This window comes from Sphingomonas arabinosi (assembly GCF_036663715.1).
Lineage (GTDB): Bacteria > Pseudomonadota > Alphaproteobacteria > Sphingomonadales > Sphingomonadaceae > Sphingomonas.
The window spans coordinates 96,953-116,190 of sequence record NZ_JAXOJN010000005.1 but is presented as its reverse complement, the minus strand read 5'-3'; the positions used below and the strand labels follow the sequence as shown (position 1 = coordinate 116,190).

14 protein-coding genes and 1 tRNA gene are annotated in these 19,238 nt (G+C 65.7%); 13 read left to right on the top strand and 2 right to left on the bottom strand.

Going from position 1 to position 19,238, the window contains the following annotated elements; translation table 11 throughout:
* The first annotated feature begins 74 nt into the window (after positions 1 to 74).
* The 6 genes from U1708_RS10450 to U1708_RS10425 all read left to right on the top strand — a co-directional run bounded on the left by U1708_RS10450 (position 75) and on the right by U1708_RS10425 (position 5,852).
* The gene (locus tag U1708_RS10450; RefSeq protein WP_268795398.1) at positions 75 to 371 is read left to right on the top strand and encodes an HU family DNA-binding protein; all 297 of its coding nucleotides are present in this window, start codon (positions 75 to 77) and stop codon (positions 369 to 371) included.
* 208 nt (positions 372 to 579) lie between these two features.
* Positions 580 to 654, top strand: a tRNA-Val gene (locus U1708_RS10445).
* A 297-nt stretch (positions 655 to 951) separates the two neighbouring features.
* On the top strand, positions 952 to 1,590 hold the full coding sequence (locus U1708_RS10440) for a CerR family C-terminal domain-containing protein (protein ID WP_332745365.1): 639 nt from the start codon (positions 952 to 954) through the stop codon (positions 1,588 to 1,590).
* A complete protein-coding gene (locus tag U1708_RS10435) occupies positions 1,587 to 2,753 on the top strand; it encodes an HlyD family secretion protein (protein WP_332745364.1) in 1,167 nt (388 codons plus the stop codon). The genes U1708_RS10440 and U1708_RS10435 overlap by 4 nt, the downstream gene beginning before the upstream one ends.
* Before the next feature lies 1 nt (position 2,754).
* Positions 2,755 to 4,389, top strand: coding sequence for a DHA2 family efflux MFS transporter permease subunit (locus U1708_RS10430; protein ID WP_332745363.1), 1,635 nt, complete (start codon positions 2,755 to 2,757; stop codon positions 4,387 to 4,389).
* The gene (locus U1708_RS10425; protein WP_332745361.1) at positions 4,389 to 5,852 is read left to right on the top strand and encodes an efflux transporter outer membrane subunit; all 1,464 of its coding nucleotides are present in this window, start codon (positions 4,389 to 4,391) and stop codon (positions 5,850 to 5,852) included. Before U1708_RS10430 ends, U1708_RS10425 begins: the two co-directional genes overlap by 1 nt.
* Positions 5,853 to 6,499: 647 nt before the next feature.
* Here the strand turns inward: U1708_RS10425 and U1708_RS10420 are convergent.
* The gene (locus U1708_RS10420; RefSeq protein WP_332745359.1) at positions 6,500 to 6,994 is read right to left on the bottom strand and encodes a DUF6481 family protein; all 495 of its coding nucleotides are present in this window, start codon (positions 6,992 to 6,994) and stop codon (positions 6,500 to 6,502) included.
* Between the two features lie 162 nt (positions 6,995 to 7,156).
* On the opposite strand from U1708_RS10420, the gene U1708_RS10415 reads away from it, so the two are divergent.
* Together U1708_RS10415 and U1708_RS10410 are read left to right on the top strand one after the other, a co-directional pair.
* Positions 7,157 to 8,785: a beta-helix domain-containing protein gene (locus U1708_RS10415; RefSeq protein ID WP_332745357.1), complete on the top strand. Its 1,629-nt coding sequence runs from the start codon at positions 7,157 to 7,159 to the stop codon at positions 8,783 to 8,785.
* Between the two features lie 131 nt (positions 8,786 to 8,916).
* Positions 8,917 to 11,721 (top strand): TonB-dependent receptor domain-containing protein, encoded by a 2,805-nt coding sequence (locus U1708_RS10410; protein ID WP_332745355.1) that lies wholly within the window; start codon positions 8,917 to 8,919, stop codon positions 11,719 to 11,721.
* A 221-nt stretch (positions 11,722 to 11,942) separates the two neighbouring features.
* On the opposite strand, the gene U1708_RS10405 is transcribed toward U1708_RS10410, so the two are convergent.
* The gene (locus U1708_RS10405; RefSeq protein ID WP_332745353.1) at positions 11,943 to 12,599 is read right to left on the bottom strand and encodes a prolyl hydroxylase family protein; all 657 of its coding nucleotides are present in this window, start codon (positions 12,597 to 12,599) and stop codon (positions 11,943 to 11,945) included.
* Positions 12,600 to 12,691: 92 nt separating this feature from the next.
* On the opposite strand from U1708_RS10405, the gene U1708_RS10400 reads away from it, so the two are divergent.
* From U1708_RS10400 to gspG, 5 genes are all read left to right on the top strand, one after another.
* The gene (locus tag U1708_RS10400; RefSeq protein WP_332745351.1) at positions 12,692 to 13,561 is read left to right on the top strand and encodes a type II secretion system protein N; all 870 of its coding nucleotides are present in this window, start codon (positions 12,692 to 12,694) and stop codon (positions 13,559 to 13,561) included.
* A 10-nt stretch (positions 13,562 to 13,571) separates the two neighbouring features.
* Positions 13,572 to 15,791, top strand: coding sequence for a type II secretion system secretin GspD (gene gspD / locus U1708_RS10395; protein WP_332745349.1), 2,220 nt, complete (start codon positions 13,572 to 13,574; stop codon positions 15,789 to 15,791).
* Positions 15,788 to 17,440, top strand: a complete 1,653-nt coding sequence (locus U1708_RS10390) for a GspE/PulE family protein (RefSeq protein WP_332745347.1) — start codon at positions 15,788 to 15,790, stop codon at positions 17,438 to 17,440. The genes gspD and U1708_RS10390 overlap by 4 nt, the downstream gene beginning before the upstream one ends.
* Positions 17,441 to 17,562: 122 nt before the next feature.
* Complete coding sequence (gene gspF, locus U1708_RS10385) at positions 17,563 to 18,789, top strand: type II secretion system inner membrane protein GspF (protein ID WP_332745345.1); 1,227 nt, start codon at positions 17,563 to 17,565, stop codon at positions 18,787 to 18,789.
* An 8-nt stretch (positions 18,790 to 18,797) separates the two neighbouring features.
* On the top strand, positions 18,798 to 19,238 hold the full coding sequence (gspG, locus tag U1708_RS10380; protein ID WP_332745343.1) for a type II secretion system major pseudopilin GspG: 441 nt from the start codon (positions 18,798 to 18,800) through the stop codon (positions 19,236 to 19,238).

Genomic DNA, 19,238 nt, shown 5'->3' with positions numbered 1-19,238 from the left:
GTGGTTTCGTTTGACAGCAGACGGGGCCGCCGCATTATTGCGCGCTGATTGCGGCCGCGAGTCCATCGCGGCTGATTCGAGTTTTCCCGGGGGATTATATGAACAAGCAGGAGCTGATCGCGACGGTTGCCGACACGTCCGGACTAGTGAAGGCTGACGCGGTTAAGGCGGTCGAGGCCGTGTTCGATGCCATTGAGGCATCGCTGAAGAAGGGCGACGAGGTTCGCTTGGTAGGCTTCGGCACGTTCTCAATCTCGAAACGTAAAGCGTCGACCGGCCGTAACCCTCGCACGGGCGAGCCGATGACGATCAAGGCCTCGACCCAGCCGAAGTTCAAGGCCGGCAAGGGCCTGAAGGACGCGGTTAATTAAAGCGACACGCCCGTATTCCTCTACCGGCTGGGGAAGGTTGCTGGCGCTTTCCAGACGGAAGGGGGGGGGCAGCGGACGACTTAGGTTCGATGTCCTCCCCCTCCGTCGCCTACGGCGCCCCCTTGTGGGGGCGGATCGAAAGGGTAACCACTTAAGGGCTGGACAGGCAGGCATCGTCTGCCTAAACGCCCGCTTCCGAACGAGTTTCGGGCGCGTAGCTCAGCGGTAGAGCACACCCTTCACACGGGTGGGGTCACAGGTTCAATCCCTGTCGCGCCCACCAGATTTACGCCGGTTCCTTCGCACGAAGGGACCGGCGTTTCTGTCTCTGGCCACGGCGTCACCCTTCGTCGTTTGCTTCTAGGAAGGCGCTCCTTCTTCCCCCCTCCCTGAAAGGGAGGGGCTGGGGGTGGGTCGGCTTCCGTATCGGCGGACGGTTGCGGCACAAGCGGGCCTACCCACCCCCAACCCCTCGCTTTCAGGGAGGGGAGGTGCGTCTGAATAGAGCCTGACGACCCTATCACCAAACATGACATCTTCTTCATTAGGCCCGTTCGTTCGATCGAACTAAACGCCCCGCGTGGTCCAGTCCCGACTCCTAGACATCGCTATCAGCGAATTCGGCGCCAAGGGCCTCGAAGGCGCCAGCACGCGCGGCATCGCCGCCGCGGCTGGCACCGCGATGTCGTCGATCACCTATCATTACGGCGGCAAAGAGGGTCTGTACCTCGCCGCCGCCGATCGGATCGCCGAGCGCATGTCCGCGGTGATGGGCGATCCGCTCGACCTCGACCACGACATTGGGTCCGACGATGCAGCCGGCGCGCGTGCGCAGATTCACCGCATCCTCGGCCGGCTGGCCGACAAGATGGCGAGCGCCGACAGCGCCGACTGGACGCTGTTCGTGCTGCGCGAACAGATGAAGCCGAGCGAGGCGTTCGAACGAATCTACGGCGGCGTGATGGGCCAGATGGTGCGACAGCTCGGCGAGTTCGTCTGCATCGCGACCGGCCTGCGCAACGTCCGCACCGCGCGGATCGCGACGATCACGCTGCTTGGGCAGGTAGTGGCGTTGCGATCGAGCCGCGCGACCTGCCTCAAATTGCTCGAGTGCGACACGCTCGAGCCTTCCGACATCCTCGATATCAAGGCGCGGATCGACGCCAATATCGACGCCATTCTCGATTCGATGCGTGCTGAAGAACAGGGCCAGGCATGACCGACCAGACGAACCACTCAGATACCGACCACGAGGACGACGGCCGCAAGCCCGACCCGAACGGCGAGGATCAGCAGTCCGATACCGAGCAGCAGGACGAGGCGGACGAAGACGACAAGAAGCCGTCGGTGTTCAAGAAGCCGCTGTTCTGGATCATCCTCGTCATCGTCGTCGGCGGGCTGATCATCGGTGGCGTGCTCTACTGGCTGCACGCGCGGCAGTTCGAATCGACCGACGACGCGTTCGTCGACACGCATATTGTCCGCCTCGCGCCACAGGTCGCAGGCACGCTGGTCCAGGTCGCCGACATCGACAATCGCCACGTCGAGGCCGGCCGCCTGCTCGCCGTCATCAAGGCATCCGGCCGCGACGCGCAGGTCGCCGAGGCGCAGGCGAACGAATCGCAGGCGCGCGCGCAGTTCGCGCAGGCCCGGGCGCAGGTGACCGCTGCCGAGGCGCAACGCCAGCAGGCCGCGGCGCAGGCGCGCGTGCCGATGGCGGCCGCGGTGAAGGCCCAGCAGGATCTCGCGCGTTACGAGGCGTTGTTGCGCCTCGATCCGAGCGCGGTCGCGGGCCAGCAGCTCGATCAGGCGCGTGCCACCGCCCGCCAGACCGCCGCGGAAGCCGCCGCCGCGCGTGAGCAGATCGACACCGCCACCGCCCAGATCAGCGTCGCCCGCAAACAGGTCGGCGCGGCGAAGTCGGTGATCGACGCCCGTCGCGCGCAGGTCGAGCAGGCGAACGTCACGATCGGCGATCTCCGCCTGACCGCCCCGGTCGCAGGGCAGGTGGTCAACCGCTCGGTCAACGTCGGTTCCTACGTCGCGCCCGGCACGCAGCTGATGGCGATCGTCCCCGACACGATGTGGGTCACCGCCAACTTCAAGGAAACGCAGCTCACATTGATGAAGATCGGCCAGCCCGTCGACATTCATGTTGATGCTTATCCCGGAGTGGAGTTCAAAGGTCATATCGACTCGATCCAGCGCGGCGCCGGCCAGGCGTTCGCTTTGCTGCCCCCCCAGAACGCGACCGGCAATTACGTGAAGGTCGTCCAGCGCGTACCCGTCCGGATCGTGTTCGATGCCAAGAACGGCCCCGATCCGAAGCGCTATCCGATCGGCCCCGGCATGTCGGTGGTGCCTACCGTCAAGGTACGCTGAGGTGGCCAAGGCGCCCGCTCAACAAACTGGGGCGAAAGTCGATGCGGGGGGCGGGCACACCTGGTCGCCGAACCGGTCGGCGGCGGGCAAGTACAGCCCGTGGCTGATCGTCGCGATCATCTCGATCCCGACCTTCATGGAGGTGCTCGACACCTCGATCGCCAACGTCGCGCTCGATCATATCTCGGGCGGGCTGTCGATCACCACCGATCAGGCGACGTGGGTGCTGACCAGCTACCTCGTCGCAAACGCGATCGTCATCCCGATCTCGGGCTGGCTGTCCGACGCGATCGGGCGGAAGCGCTATTTCCTCCTCTCGATCGCACTGTTCACGCTCGCCTCGCTGCTCTGCGGCCTGGCACCGAACATCGGTACGCTCGTAGTCGCACGCGTGCTGCAAGGCATAGGCGGGGGCGGATTGGCGCCGGTCGAACAGTCGATCCTCGCCGACACCTTCCCGCCCAAACAGCGCGGCATGGCGTTCGCAGCCTTCGCGATCGTCGTCGTCGTGGGCCCCGTGCTCGGGCCGACGCTCGGCGGCTACATCGTCGAATATTCGAGCTGGCATTGGGTGTTCCTGATCAACGTGCCGGTCGGCATCGGCGCGTGGTTCCTCGTCGAGACGTTCGTCGATGAGCCGCCGCAGGTGAAGAAGGACCGCGACGAGCGCTTCAAGAATGGCCTGACGATCGATTACGTCGGCGTCGCGCTGGTCGCGCTGGGTCTCGGCTTCCTCGAACTCACCTTCGATCGCGGTGAGCGAGAGGATTGGTTCGCGAGCGGCTTCATCGTCATGTCGGCGATCATCGCCGCGGTGTCGCTGGTGAGCCTCGTCATCTGGGAATTGAACCACAAGGACCCGGTGATCGACCTCAAGCTGATGAAGAACCGCAACTTCGCGCTGACGATCGGCATCATGGGCGTTACCGGCATGATCCTGTTCGGTACGACGCAGCTCATCCCGCAGATGCTGCAACAGGTGCTCGGCTACAGCTCGCTCGACGCAGGGCTCGCGCTGACCGCCGGAGGTCTCGCGACGCTGGTGATGGTGCCGTTCGCCGGACGGTTGAGCGGGCTCGTCGACGTCCGTTTCCTCCTGTTTCCGGCGTTGCTGGTGCAGGCGTTCGCGCTGTGGAACATGAGCCACCTGACCGCCGACATTGCGTTCTCCGATGCGGCCTTCGCGCGACTGTTCCAGGCGATGGCGCTGCCGTTCCTGTTCGTGCCGATCAACGCGATCGCCTATGTCGGGCTCAAGCAGACGCAGACCGCGCAGGCATCGAGCCTGCTCAACGTCTCGCGCAATCTCGGCGGGACGATCGGTATCTGTTTCGCACAGACGCAGCTTGCGGGCGGGTTGCAGCGGCACCAGTCGGAACTGACCCAGACGCTCAACCCGCTCGATCCGAACTATAACGACTGGATGCAGAAGGCGGCGGGAGTGTTTGCAGGGCAGGGGGATCCATCCACCACACCACTCGCGGTACTTTACAGCCAGATGCAGCGGCAGGCGACGATGCTCGCGTTCCTCGACGTGTTTCGCGCGATGATGGTGGTCGTGCTGGTCGTTGCGCCACTGGTTCTATTCATGCGCTCCGGCAAGACCGGCGGCGCACCCTCGGGAGGGATGCATTGATGCGTGCGCGGTTCATGGTGGTTGCGGTCGCGGCCCTGCTCGCGGGGTGCACCGTCGGCCCGAATTACGTTGCGCCAGAGATGACGGTGCCGCCGGCATTCGTCGGGCCGCAAGCCACGGTTGGTGCCACGGTAGATCCGGCGCGCTGGTGGTCGGCGTTCCGCGATGCGCAGCTGGACGGGCTCGTCGAGCGCGCGCTGAAGGGCAACCCCGACATCGCGATCGCCGCGTCGCGCGTGCGCCAGGCGCGGTTGCAGGAGATCGTTGCGCGGTCGCAAGGGTTGCCGAGCGTCAATGCGAGCGCCAGCCCGAGCCATATCGAGTTCAGCAAGAACGCTGGCCTCTCGTCGATCGCGCGGGCGTTCAGCGGTGGTACGGGGGCGGGTGGTACCGGTTCGACCGGCGGCATCGCGCTGCCCGGTAGCGGGATCACGACGTATTCGGTCGGGTTCGATGCCAGCTGGGAGCTCGACCTGTTCGGCGGTGTCCGACGCAGCACCGAGGGCGCGCGGGCGCGGACGGAGGCTGCGGTCTGGTCGAAGCGCGACGCCGCGGTGACGCTAGCGGCCGAAGTCGCGCAGGCGTATTTCGCGCTGCGGCTCGATCAGGCGCAGCTAGCGACGATAGAGAGCGAGATCGCCAACCAGCAGCGCGCGCTGACGATCGCGGGCAACATCGCCAAGGTCGGCCTCGTCCCACCGATCGACGTAACCCGGCAGCGTGCGTCGATCACCTCGACCGAGGCGCGCGCCGAGCCGGTCCGCGCCGATGTCGACGTGCGGATGCACGCGCTGGCGATCCTGCTGGGTGAACCGCCAGCTACGTTGATGGGCGAACTCGCGGCGCCTTCGGTCGCATCGCTTGGTGTGCCTATGATTCCGGCCGGGTTGCCGTCGGAGCTGCTGCGTCGTCGTCCCGACGTGCGGGCGGCAGAGCGCGATCTGGCGGCATCCACTGCGGATATCGGCGTGGCGGTGGCGGATATGTATCCGAGGTTCAGCCTGACCGGTATGAGCCAGCTGATCTCCACTGCGCTCGGCAATCTGTTCTCGGGTGATAGCCTCCAGCTGACCGCGTCCGGCGCGGCGCAATTCCCGTTGCTCGACTGGGGGCGGCGCAAGTCGGCGGTGAAGTCGCGCGAGGAGGACCGCGAGCAGGCGTATTTCCGCTATCGGTCGACCGTGTTGCAGGCGTTGCGTGATGTCGAGGATCCGCTCGCGCAGATCGCGGCCGAACGGCGTCGGAATGCGGCGTTGCAGCGGGTGGTGGTCGATGCGCAGAGCAGCGCGAAGGCGGCGGAATCGCAGTACCGGACCGGGTTCGTCGCGCAGACTACGCTGTTGAATGCCGAGACGGACGTGCTGACGGCGCGGGAACAGCTGGTATCGAGCGATGCGCAGTTGCGGCAGTTGACGGTGGCGTTGTTCAAGGCGTTGGGGGGAGGTTGGGAGCAGGCGGCGTAGGGTTTCGCTGACGATCTTCTTCTGCAAGGGGAGGATTGGAGGAGGCGCTGACTTCGACGATCGCTCATATTGTTCTCCCGCGGAGGCGGGAGTCCAGACTGGGCTCCCGCCTTCGCGGGAGAATAAAGCAGTCGGAGGACTGCGCTGTTTTCCAAGCGCCACCCCAGCGGAGGCCGGGGCCCAGTTGGGGTACGTCGCCAACGGCGGACTGTGCTTCGTTACTTCGGCTTTGCCAGCTGGGCCCCGGCCTTCGCCGGGGGGGTGGCTTGCGTTGGCGGCGCGCTTCTCACGTTTGGCGAGTTCCTCGGCTTCGCGGAATGAGACGCTCGGCGATGAGGGCTTGGGGGAGAATTGTTGTGGGGGCGCTGACTTCTGCGACCGCCTACATTGTTCTCCCGCGAAGGCGGAAGTCCAGGCTGGACTCCCGCCTTCGCGGGAGAACAAGGGATTGAGAGGACTGCGCTGTTTTCCAAGCGCCACCCCGGCGAAGGCCGGGGCCCAGTTGGGGGATGTCGCCAACGGCGGACTGCGCTCCGTTACTTCGGCCTTGCCAGCTGGGCCCCGGCCTTCGCTGGGGTAGTGGCTTAAGTGGAGCGAGCGGTTTGTAACATCGCGGTAGCAAGGGCGGCACCACCGCCGCCCCTAAATCACTTCTTCTTGTTCTTCCGTGCCGCGTACTTCGCGTCGCGAATCGCCTTCTTCTCGGCGTCGGTCAGTTCGACCTTGGCTTCGGCTTCGCGCTTCTTAGCGGCAGCAGCCTCGGCTTCGGCCTTCTTGGCGGCCTTGGCCTCGTCCTCGGCGGCGCGCTTGGCAGCACGCTTCTCGCGCTCGGCGAGTTCCTTGGCTTCGCGCGCGGCGAGGCGTTCGGCGACGACGGCTTCGTCGATTGGCGGCTTGGCACGGAGCGCTTCGAGCGCCTTCTGCTTGGCGGCGGCTGCGCTGCTCGTGCGGTCCTGGAAACTGGGGTCCTTGAAAGAGGCCATTGTCGTCGAATAATCCTGTAATAATGGTCTGGCCACGCAGTCGCAGGGATGCGCCGCGGGTGACTCTGGCAGCGCCTGTAAATCATCGCGCGCCGGATCGGAAGAGATGTGTTCGATGGCGCGGTTTTCAACCCCGTGGCCGAGCACGTTGCCGAGCATGCCCCCGATCGACAGTCATCGAACCGTCATATCATCGTCATGCAAGCGTCACCGAAATCGCATCGCAGCGTCATCTGGCCAGCCTAACCGCCAAGTCACGGTCGACAGGGGGGAGCCTGGGTCGATCCGAACACACAACGGTACGACTCGGGAGTCCTTCGCATGACCAGCTTTACTCGCCTCGGCACGATCCTGCTGACCGGCACGGCCTGCCTCGCACTTACCGCATGCGGTGGTGCCGACGACGTCGCTTCGCCGGGCGCGGGCACGGTAATCATCACCCCGCCAGCCACGCCGACCCCGACGCCGTCCACGCCAACGCCGACCCCATCGGCGATCACCGCCGCCCAGTTCGCCTCGACCTCGGGCGCACGCTCGGATGGCACGATCACGATCAGCGCCGACGAGCAGCTCGCGATCGTCAATGCCGGCACCAACAACAACGTCAACGGCACCAACGTCCTGACCGGCGTGTATCCGACCGCCGCGACGTCCGCCACGACCGCGACCGATCCGTCGTCGATCAGCCCGTTCTTCACTAGCACCAACTTCGTCGGCGCGCTGAACGGCCCGACCGACACCGCATTCCAGGGCTGGACCTGCGCCTCCACATCGGCCGAGTTCGGCGGCAGCACGACCGCACGCTGCACCGCGGTTCCTGCCGTCGGCGCTGGCGGCTCGGCCGCAGCGTGCCCGACCGGCACGATCGACGATGGCCTGGTCCAGACGTTCCGCGCCTGCCGCCTGCCGACCGTCATCTCGTCCAGCCTGACGCTGCCGAAGATCGCCGGCGTGTTCTATCGCCTGCGTGGCCAGACCGAAGTCGGCGCCGATGTCGGCACGACCGGTGCCGATACCGGCGTGACGCTGACGATCGCACCGGGCGTGGTCGTCGCTGCCGACTCGACCGAAGTCACCGCCGATCTCCTGCTCGTCAACCGCGGGTCGAAGATCAGCGCCGTCGGTACGCGCGACGCGCCGATCATCTTCACGTCGCAGCAGAACCTGACCGCCAACGGCGTCAGCGATGCGACGCAGGGCCAGTGGGGCGGGATCATCCTGCTCGGCCGCGCCCCCGTCGCGGTCTGCGCGACCGGTACCGGTCCGAACAATGCTGGCGGCACGAGCACGACCTGCCAGCAGGCGATCGAAGGCGTCACCGGGCGCTTCTACGGTGGCCCGACCGCCGCGGACAACAGCGGCACGATGCAGTATGTCCAGATCCGTTACAGCGGCATCGCGATCAGCGACGGCAACGAGCTTCAGGGCCTGACGCTGGGCGGCACCGGTTCGGGCACGACGATCGATCACGTCCAGAGCCACAATTCGGCCGATGACGGCGTCGAGATCTTCGGCGGGACCACGAACGTCAAGTATTTCGCGGTCACCGGCGCGGACGACGACGGCTTCGATATCGACAACGGGTATCGCGGCTTCATGCAGTTCATCATCGCCGCACAGCGCCTGCTCGGTGCAACCGCTGACTCGTTCTCGACCGAGATCGACTCGAACGGTGCCGAGGATCTGCTGCCGCGCACCTTCGGTCAGTTCTCGAACTTCACGTTCGTGCAGACCGCGCTTGCGCCGGCCGCGATCCGCCAGCGTGGTGGGTCGGACATGCGCTTCGTCAACGGCATCGTGAAGACGCCGGCGACCGTCGCCTGCCTCAACCTTGTCGCGCAGGAAGCCAGCCAGGCCGATCGCTCGACCGTCCGTGCGGCCGATGCTTCGAAGCAGGACCAGGGTCCGCCGATCTTCACCTCGGTCTACTTCAACTGCAACGGCCGGTAACGGCGCGCCCTCGACCCCTTAGTCGGCCTGCTAGCCAGCTGGTGCGGTCGATGACGTGAGCAGCGATGCCGGGGTGGTTCGAAAGACCGCCCCGGCATTCGCCCATAGACTCCTGATCTGGATATTCGGCCATGCAGACGCGCTTCGGCTATGCCACCTTACTTCTCCTGACCTCGCAGCTGGTCGCGCCCGCGGTGCTGGCGCAGACGGCTCCTGCGGCTGGCGGCGCTGCGCCGGCTCCGGCTGCACCACCGCCCGCGTCGACCACGCCGACCGGGCCGACCTCGACGCCGGTGGACACGTCTGCGCCACAGGCTGCCGGTGCGCAGGCCGAAGTCTCGACGCCTGGCTATGATCCCAATGGCGGCGAGGACATCGTCGTCGTCGGTCGCAACATCCCCAATTTTGTCCGCGCGACGCCGCAGGTCGTGTCGATCCTGTCGACCGAAGATATCGCGCGCACCGGCGAAGGCGACATCGCCGGCGCGCTGTCGCGCGTCACCGGGCTCAGCATCGTCGGCAACGGCTTTGTCTATGTCCGCGGCCTCGGCGATCGTTACTCGTCGTCGCTGCTAAACGGGTCGCCACTGCCTAGCCCCGAGCCGCTGCGTCGTTCGGTGCCGCTCGATATCTTCCCGACCACGATCGTCGGGTCCGCGCTGGTCCAGAAGACCTATTCGGTGAACTATCCGGGCGAATTCGGCGGCGGCGTGATCAACCTCACGACCAAGGCGATCCCGGACAAGAACTTCCTGTCGTTCGGCGGCTCGGTCTCGGCCGATACGGCGACGACCAGCGAACTCGGCTACACCTATTATGGGGGCGATGCCGACTGGATCGGCTTCGACGACGGCACGCGGAAAGTGCCGAGCTTCATCAAGAACGCGCCTAGCGGCAACGGCAACATCTCGGCGGCGCAGGCGGCGACGCTCAGCAACGCCTCGACCTCGCTGCTCCAGCGCAACAACCAGCTCCCCGCCAATTTCTCGGGCGAGATCAGCGGCGGCTCGGTGTTCGACATCGGGTCGGGTCGGCTCGGCGTGATCGCGTCGGTCAGCACGAGCAACACGTTCCGCACGCGCAGCATCACGCAGCAGGATTCGGTCACCAACGAGGGGCTACTGCGCAACGATTTCCAGACCTTGCTGACCGACAACCGGATGGTCGCCAACGCGCTGATCGGCGTCGGCTACGAGTTCGGCGAGAACAGCATCAAGCTGACCAACGTCTATATCCACGATACGCTGAAGCAGGCGCGTGGGTCGGCGGCGACCACCTACAACAACTCCAGCGGCCTGCGTTTCCAACAGAACACCAACTGGTTCGAACGCCAGCTGTTCGAGAGCCAGCTGGTCGGCGCGTTCAAGCCCGTCGACGCACTGACGCTCGACGTGCGCGGTGCCTATGCCAACTCGAAGCGCAATGCGCCGTACGAGCGTCAGTTCGACTATCTCTGCTCGAACACCACGACCACAGGCCAGCCGATCGCGGTGCAGGATCCGAACGGGACCGGCGGCGCGCAGTGCAACGGCGCGTACCAGGTGACGCAGCGCTTCTCGCCGTTCGCCTCGATCATCTTCAGCGAACTGAAGGAAGACCTGTACAGCGGGCAGGCGGACGCGGCGTACAAGCTGTCGACCGATCGGCCGATGACGCTGTCGACCGGCTATTTCTTCTCGGATACGAACCGGACGTCGTCGCGCCTCCAGTTCAACTACCAGACGCCGCGCGGTGGTGGCACCGCGCCGGGGTATCCGTATAATCTGCTGCGTCCGGATTACCTGCTCGCGATCGACACCAACGATCCGCTGAACTCGCTGGAGTTGCAGTTCAACACGCCGCTGGGTGCGTATCAATATGACGCGTCGCTGCGGATCCATGCGGGCTATGTCCAGGCCGAGGCCGAGGCGACCGACGGTGTCCGTGCGACGATCGGCGTGCGCTATGAGACGGCGGACGAGCGGGTTACCCCGATCGGCTCGGGGACGACGCGGCTGAAGAACGATTACTTCCTGCCGGCCTCGACACTGACCTGGAATTTCGCGCCCGACATGCAGCTTCGCGCCAGTGCGTCGAAAACGATCTCGCGCCCGCAGTTCCGCGAGCTTGCGCCGCAGCAGTTCCGCGATCCCGAATCGGATCGCCTGTTCTTCGGCAACCCGCTGTTGCAGGACACCAAGCTCTACAACCTCGACGCGCGCTACGAGTGGTTCTTCGCGCGTGATCAGCGCTTCACGCTCGGTGCGTTCTACAAGCGGATCGACAAGCCGATCGAGCAGGTCGGTTTCTATACCGGCGCCGACGATCGTCTCCAGACCGGCTTCACCAACCTGCCCAAGGCCAAGCTGTACGGCGGCGAGGTCGAGTTCCAGAAATACGTGCCGCTCGACACCCTCGGCAGCGACTTCTTCGCGACGCGCCGACTGCTGTTCATCGCCAACTACACCTATACGCAGTCGTCGATCACCGTGGATAACACTTGCGTGCCGAACGTCGTGGACCAAAGGACGGCGACCGGGGGATGCCAAGTCGGCTTCGCACCCGCGACCGGCAATTTCCGCGACGGGGCGCCGCTCACCGGCCAGTCGGACCATCTGGTCAACGTCCAGCTTGGGCTGGAGGACACCAAACGGCTGTCGCAGATCACGTTGCTCTTCAACTATGCGAGCGACCGCGTGACCAACCGCGGCCCGTCCAACCTTGGTGGCACGGGCTTCCTGCCCGACATCATCGAGAAGCCCGGCATCCGCCTGGATCTCGTCGCCCGCCAGGGTGTCGAACTGCGCGGTGCTAGGTTCGAGGTGAAGGCCGAAGCGCGTAACCTGACCAAGACCCGCTTTACCGAGGGCCAGACGTTCGAGAACGGCAACCAGGTGTACATCAACCGGTATAACCTGGGTCAGGTGTTCACGCTCGGGATCAGCACGACGTTCTGATGATGATTGACGGCGGGTGATCGTCGATCGGTGTCTCCCCCCCCCGGCGAAGGCCGGGGCCCAATCGGGAAGGGTTGAGTAACGTAGCGCGACCTCGGTTAGCAACGTTACCCAATTGGGCCCCGGCCTTCGCCGGGGGGGTGCTTTAGGTGTCAGACGGGAGGGGAGCCAATAGTCAATTCCGCTCGCCTTAACCTGGCTATTGTGTTGCCGCGCTACGCCTAGCCCCAGGGCTTCTCGCGAAACCATTTGGTGATCACGTACTTGACCCCCGACCGCACTTTCATTCCGTGATGCAGTGTCGCCGGGTTCATGCTCCCATCGGCGCGCCGATTGTTCCAGGCGAGCAGCTTGCCGGTCTCCGGCTGGACGATCTTGTCGATCGCCTTGAACCGCGTCGCGCCGCCGGCTTCCGGTTGGTTGAGGTAGATCATCACGGTCCAGGTGCGATTGCCGGCGACGCCGCAATAAAGCTGATAATCGACGCCGTTCGGCTCGAAATAATCCGTGTGCCCTTTGAACTCCTGCCCGACCGCGTAGCGCTGCCCCTGAAGCGGTTCGCCGTGCGCCGGGTCGAGACCAGTCAGCGCCAGGATCCGACTCTCGACCTCCGTCACCACCTGATCACCCGCGAACAGGTCGCCCGTCTCGCTGGTTCGATAGCTCGCGTCGCCGTTCGAATCGGAGATCGTCGACGGCCGCCGGACTGCGTCGATCTGCTTGATCAATGCCGTACAAAGGTCCGGCGGCAGGAAGTCCCTGCGCAAGAACAGGTCGAGCTTCGCGTTCGGCACCCGCTGCACGCCGGGGACCGACAATCGCGCGATGACCGGTTCGGGGGGCAGGCCGGAGCCGCTGGACGGGAGAAGATCGGACATGCCGCCTTCTGCCAACCCCCGGCGCGGAGCGCTACCCCGTCGGAATATGAGCAACCGACGCGCAAGCCATTGACGCGGAATTGTAACATGGCATGCCTACGCGACGAGATGCGGGAAAATGGGGTGGGTCGCGGATGCGATTGAAGCTGGACGCGCGAGCGCGCCGTATCTTGCGGCGTATGCCGGTCGTGAATGTCTATAGTGTCGTCGAACTCGCGCTGCTGGCCGGGTTGGCGGTGCAGTGCGCGCGGCTGGCGTGGACGATCGTGACGCCGATCACGCCGCTGGGCGACTGGCGCCCGGCCGCGCCGATGGTGATCGGGTCGCCAGCCGATATCCTGCGTGGGTTCGATCCGTTCTTCCGCCTAGGTGGTGTCGCGGGAGCGCCGGCTACCGTTACCTCGCTCCAGTTGACCCTCTTCGGCACGCGCATGGACGAGGCGATGGGCCGCAGTTCGGCGATCATCGCCGGTCCCGACGGTGTCCAGCAGAGCGTCGCGGTCGGTGACGAGATCCAGCCGGGCGTGCGTCTCAAGGCAGTCGCGTTCGACCATGTCACGATCGACCGCGGCGGGGCCGACGAAGACCTGTTCCTCGACCAGTCGGGATCCGTGACGCCGGTCGTTCCGGGCGCGTCGCCGGCTGGCGCGACCGCAGCGGCTGCCCCTGCCGTCGGCATCCCCGTCGACCAGTTGCGGAGCGAGATCGGCTTCATCCCGCGGATCGACGGTGGTCGCATCAGCGGGCTCACCGTCCGGTCGCAGGGCTCGGGCAACGCGTTTCGCTCGGCAGGACTGAAGGACGGCGACGTGGTCACCTCGATCGGCGGACGGCCCGTCTCCGGACCCGGCGACCTCGACCGCATCGCCAAGGATTTCGCGGGCGGCGGCAACGTCCCCATCACCGTAGAACGCGGCCAGGATACCCTGCCGCTCGCCATCACGATCGCGCCACCCAAATGAAAACGGCCAAATGAAAAAACTTCTTCTCGGTCCGGTCTTAGCGCTAGCGCTGGCCGCCAGCGTCCAAGCGCAGACCACGCTCAACGTCCGTGACGCCGATATCCGCGCGTTCATCGCGGATGCCGCCAAGGTTACCGGCCGCACGTTCATCATCGACAACCGGGTGGCCGGCAAGGTGACGGTGGTCACCGATCGCCCGCTGAGTCGTTCCGAATATTTCGAGATATTCCTCTCGACGTTGCGCGCCAACGGCCTCGTCGCGGTGCCGACCTCGAACGGTGCGTTCCGCGTCCAGCCGCTCGACAACGCCGCCTCGCAGCCGAGCCGGATCGGCGTCGCGGGCGCAGCGCGCAACAGTTACGTCACGGAGATCATCCGTCTTCGTGCGATCGATGCGCAGTCAGCGGTCGAGACGGTGCGCCCGCTGGTCAGCGCGCAGGGTTCGGTCAGTGCGAACCGCGGCGGCAACAGCCTCGTCGTGGTCGATTTTGCCGACAACATCCGCCGCATCCGCGAAGTCCTGCGCCGGATCGACACCGACACGTCCTCGACTCGCGTCGTCGCCCTGAAAAATGCGAGCGCGAAGGAGATCGCCACTGCGCTCCAGGGCCTGATCGGCACCGGAACCGGCGGTGGGCAGGGCGGGCAGGGCGGCGGCGGCGCTTCCGGCCCGAGCGCATCCGTGGTCGCGGTCGAGGGTTCGAACGCGGTCGCGCTGCGGGGCGATCCGACCACCGTCGCGCGCCTGGCGCAGGTCGCCGCCGACCTCGACGAGAAGGCGCGCAACGGCACCGAGATCAAGGTCGTGTTCCTTGAGAATGCCGATGCCGAGCAGTTGCTCCCCGTGCTTCAGGAACTCGTCGGCCAGACTCCTACGCAGCCCGTGCAGACGGCGTTGTCGCGTTCGAACTTCGGATCGAGCAGCACCAACGGGGCGTCCGGTGGACAGTCGAACTTTTCGCAGCCTCAGGTTCCGCAATCCGGCCCATCACCGAGCGGCGGGGGTGGTGGCTCCGGCCAGCCCGCGATCACCGCGGCCGGCGGGAAGACCGCCGCGGTGGTCACGCGCTTTGCCGGCGCCAACGCGATCGTCATCGCCGCACCTGCCGAGATCCAGCGCCAGCTGAACGAGGTCGTCCGCCAACTCGACACCCGCCGCGAACAGGTGCTGGTCGAGGCGATCGTCGCCGAAGTCTCGGATTCGACCGCACGCACGCTTGGCGCGCAGTTCATCGTCGGCGATCCCAGCGGCGGCGCGTTCGGCGCGTCGACCTTCTCGAATTCCGCACCCAACATCCTGCAGATCGCCGGCGCGATCGGGGCGCGCTCGATCGGCGGCAACGGCACGACGGTTGTCGCGCCCGATGGCACGCGCACCGAAACGAACACGCCCAATGCGGCGGCCGACACGTTGCAGCAGTCGGCGATCGCGTCGATCCTCGCGGCCTCCGGCGGTTTCGGCGGTTTCGGCGGCAAGATCGGCAGCACGTTCTTCGGCGCGATCATCAACGCGGTGAAGAGCGACACGACCTCCAACCTGCTCCAGGTCCCGCACCTCGTCACGCTCGACAACCAGGAGGCGCACAGCCTGGTCGGGCAGGAGATTCCGATCACCACGGGCCAAGCGCTCAGCACCAATTTCGACAACGCGTTCCGGACCACGCAGCGGCAGAATGTCGGTATCGAGCTTACCGTGCGGCCGCAGGTGAACTCGTCGGGGACGGTGAAGCTCAACCTGCGCCTGGAGGTCAGCTCGATCGCCGGGCCGGTATCGAGCGACAACAGCGATCTGATCCTCAACAAGCGTGAGGTCGAGACCGTCCGCACCGTCGACGATGGCCAGATCGCGGTGATCAGCGGGCTGCTCGACGACAACGAGCGTCGGACGATCGAGAAGATCCCGCTGTTGGGTGATATCCCCGTGCTTGGGCATTTGTTCACGTCGAAGGCGAAGCAGCGGTCTAAGACCAATTTGATGATCTTCATCCGTCCGACGATTTTGCGCACCGCGGAGGACAGTCGGAAGCTGACCGAGCAACGTTATGGCTATGTCCGCCTGCAACAGGGCCTGCAGGAGCCGGGTGCCGAGCCGTCGATCGATCAACTCGTCCGCGATTACATGGGCGCCGCCCCGCCGATCCCATCCGGCCCGATCCCCGGCAGCATCGAAGACCCTCGCATTGCGGTTCCCGTGCGGACCTCGACGATGGTTGTGCGGCCGAAGAAATGATCATTCGCGAAGGCCATGAGATCGACGCCGCTACTCCCCTCCCGCTTGCGGGAGGGGTCGGGGGAGGGGCTGCCCTACTCACGGACGAAGCGATCGAGGGATATGTCGTGCCCTCCCCCGACCCCTCCCGCAAGCGGGAGGGGAGCAGTGACCTTCCCCAAATCACCATCCCCTACGCCTTCGCCAGAAAGTTCGGCGTCGTCGTCGACCACACCGACACCGATTCCCACCTCACGATCGCGATGCGCGCCGGCGCAGACCCGAAAGTCCTGCTCGAACTCCGCCGCTATCTCGCGCGCCCGTTCGACGTGACCTTCGTCGAACAGATCGCCTTCGACCGCCTACTGTCGAACGTCTATGCGATGGACGGCCAGGCCAATGCGCTCGCCGCGGTCGGGATGGGCGACGAACTCGACCTGCTTGCGGGCGACATGCCGACCGCGGAGGATCTGCTGGACACCGCCGACGACGCGCCCGCGATCCGCCTGATCAACGGCATCATCGCCGACGCCGCGCGCAACGGCGTGTCGGACATCCACATCGAGCCGTACGAGACCGGCCTCGTCGTCCGCATGCGGATCGACGGTGTGCTGCGCGAGACGCTGAGGATGCCGCCCAACGTCGCGCCCGTCGTCGTCAGCCGCATCAAGGTGATGGCGCGCCTTGATATCGCCGAGCGCCGCGTGCCGCAGGATGGTCGCATGGGACTGACGCTCGGCGGCAAGCTGCTCGACGTCCGTGTCTCGACACTGCCGAGCCGCGCCGGCGAACGCGTGGTGCTGCGTATTCTCGACAAGGAGAATGCCGGCATCGACCTGGAAGCGCTGGGCCTGCCGCCCGCGCTGTTCGCGTTGCTCAACGAAGCGCTGAGCGAACCCAACGGCATCATCCTTGTCACCGGCCCGACCGGCTCGGGCAAGACCACCTCGCTCTACGCCGCGCTCCGCCTGCTCAACGACGGCAGCCGCAACATCCTGACCGTCGAGGACCCGGTCGAATACGCCGTCGACGGCGTCGGCCAGACGCAGGTCAACCCGAAGGTCGGGCTGACGTTTGCGGCGGGCCTTCGCGCGATCCTCCGCCAGGATCCCGACGTCGTAATGGTCGGCGAAATCCGCGACCGCGAGACTGCCGAAATCGCGGTGCAGGCGTCGCTCACCGGCCATCTCGTGCTGTCGACCGTCCACACCAACGACGCGATCGGCGCGATCACCCGCATGCGCGACATGAAGGTCGAAAGCTTCCTGCTCGCCTCGACGCTGCGCGCGGTGATCGCCCAGCGCCTCGTGCGGCGGCTGTGCCCGACTTGTCGCAAGGCGGTGCCTGCCTCCGATACGGTAGCCCCGTTGCTCGGTATCGCCCCGGAAGCGATCGTCTACGTCGCGCAAGGCTGCGAAGACTGCAACCAGACCGGGTACAAGGGCCGCATCGGCGTGTTCGAAGCGGTTCGCATCGACGATACCATCCGCCGCCTGATCAACACCGATGGCCACGAATCGGAGATAACCGCACACGCCTTCGCCAAATCCCCGAACCTAGCGCAGTCGGCGCGCGAGCTCGTCCTGTCCGGCCAGACCACCGCCGAGGAAGCCGTCCGGGTATCCCGCCGCGACACGACCGAATTGGTGGAAGAGGTGGCCGATGCGTAACCCTTCTGCCCCCCTCCCTGGAAGGGAGGGGCCGGGGGTGGGTAGGCCCTCCTTGGCCACCGCCTTCCGCCTAACAAACCGACCCACCCCCAACCCCTCCCTTCCAGGGAGGGGAGCACGTCGTGGCTGACTTCGACTACATCGCGATCGACACGAAGGGTGCGGAACGCCGTGGGCACGTCGCGGCTGCCGACATAGACGTAGCGCGCGCCACGCTCGACGCGCGCAAATTCTACGTCGTGAAGATCACGACCGGCGCGCCGCCGCAGGCAACCAAGGGCCGCCCGCTGTTCGGTCTCCAGTTCGGTACGCCCAAGATGTCGGGCAAGAATCTCACGCTCTTCACCCGCCAGCTTGCGACCCTCAACCGCGTCTCGCCGCTGGAGGAATCGCTGCGTACGATCACCCGCCAGACCGAACAGGACAGCGTCCGCACGATCGTCCAGCACGTCCATGCCGGCGTCGTCGAAGGCCGGAGGCTCGCCGACGCGATGGCGCGCGAACCGAAGAGCTTCCCGCCACTGTACCGCGCGATGGTCTCCGCCGGCGAAAGTTCGGGCTCGCTTCCGACCATCCTCGATCGCCTCGCGGCCCTGCTCGAACGCCAGGCCGAGATCCGCGGCAAGCTGATCACCGCGCTCGCCTATCCGTCGATCCTAGCCCTCGTCGCGCTTGGCGTCGTGACCGCCCTGATGATGTTCGTGGTGCCCCAGGTGGTCGAGCAATTCGACACAGTTGGCCAGCAATTACCGTTACTTACGCGGATGGTCATGGCCTTTTCGGCCTTCCTCGTCGGCTATTGGTGGGTGATCGTTCTTGGCCTAACCCTGTCTAACCTTCTTTTGTGGCGGGCCCTGAAAGACCCGACCTTCCGCCTCGCCTTCGACAGCTGGCTACTCCGTATTCCGATGCTCGGCCGACTCTTGCGCGATCTCCATGCTGCGCGGATGGCGCGTACGCTCGGCACGATGGTCGCTAGCCGCCTGCCGCTGCTCGATGGTCTCAATCTCACCGCCAGCACGATCCACAACCGTCGGCTCCGCCAGGCATCGGACCAGATCGTCGATGCGATCCGCGGTGGTGGATCGCTTTCCGCCGCGATGCGTCGCGCCGGCGTCTTCCCGCCGTTGCTGACATATCTCGCCGCCTCGGGCGAAGCCGCAGGCCGTCTCGACGAAATGCTGGAGCGCGCCGCGGACTATCTCGAACGCGAGTTCGACCGCTTTACCGCCACCGCACTCTCGTTGCTCGAGCCGCTGATCATCGTCGTGATGGGCGGCATCGTCGCGACGATCGTGCTATCCATCCTGCTCCCGATCCTCCAGCTCAACACGCTGGCCGGACAATGAGGTTTCGTATGCGTCCCGAACTGAACAAACGTCGCCGCGAGGCAGGCTTTACCCTAGTCGAGCTCATGGTCGTGATCGTGATCATCGGCCTGCTCGCGACGATCGTCGCGCTCAACGTCCTGCCCTCTGGCGACACCGCGCGGATCCAGAAGGCTAAGGCCGACATCGCCCAGATCGAGGGCGGGCTGGAACTCTACAAGCTCCAGAACATGACCTTCCCCAACACCTCGCAAGGCCTGAACGCGCTCGTCACCGCACCCGCCGGCCTGACCGATCCCTCGCGCTATCAGCGTGGCGGGTATCTGAAGAAGTTGCCGAACGATCCCTGGGGTCGCCCGTATCTCTATGCCTCGCCCGGCACGCACGGCGAGGCCGACGTCTGGACCTTCGGGGCCGACGGCAAGGAAGGCGGCGAGGGGATCGATGCCGATATCGGCAGCTGGCAATAA

Coding starts and splice junctions, on each gene's coding strand:
- U1708_RS10435 (WP_332745364.1), top strand. CDS start 1,587: ATGACCGACCAGACGAACCACTCAGATACCGACCACGAGGACGACGGC.
- U1708_RS10425 (WP_332745361.1), top strand. CDS start 4,389: ATGCGTGCGCGGTTCATGGTGGTTGCGGTCGCGGCCCTGCTCGCGGGG.
- U1708_RS10420 (WP_332745359.1), bottom strand. CDS start 6,994: ATGCTCGGCAACGTGCTCGGCCACGGGGTTGAAAACCGCGCCATCGAA.
- U1708_RS10415 (WP_332745357.1), top strand. CDS start 7,157: ATGACCAGCTTTACTCGCCTCGGCACGATCCTGCTGACCGGCACGGCC.
- U1708_RS10410 (WP_332745355.1), top strand. CDS start 8,917: ATGCAGACGCGCTTCGGCTATGCCACCTTACTTCTCCTGACCTCGCAG.
- U1708_RS10405 (WP_332745353.1), bottom strand. CDS start 12,599: ATGTCCGATCTTCTCCCGTCCAGCGGCTCCGGCCTGCCCCCCGAACCG.
- U1708_RS10400 (WP_332745351.1), top strand. CDS start 12,692: ATGCCTACGCGACGAGATGCGGGAAAATGGGGTGGGTCGCGGATGCGA.
- gspD (WP_332745349.1), top strand. CDS start 13,572: ATGAAAAAACTTCTTCTCGGTCCGGTCTTAGCGCTAGCGCTGGCCGCC.
- U1708_RS10390 (WP_332745347.1), top strand. CDS start 15,788: ATGATCATTCGCGAAGGCCATGAGATCGACGCCGCTACTCCCCTCCCG.
- gspG (WP_332745343.1), top strand. CDS start 18,798: ATGCGTCCCGAACTGAACAAACGTCGCCGCGAGGCAGGCTTTACCCTA.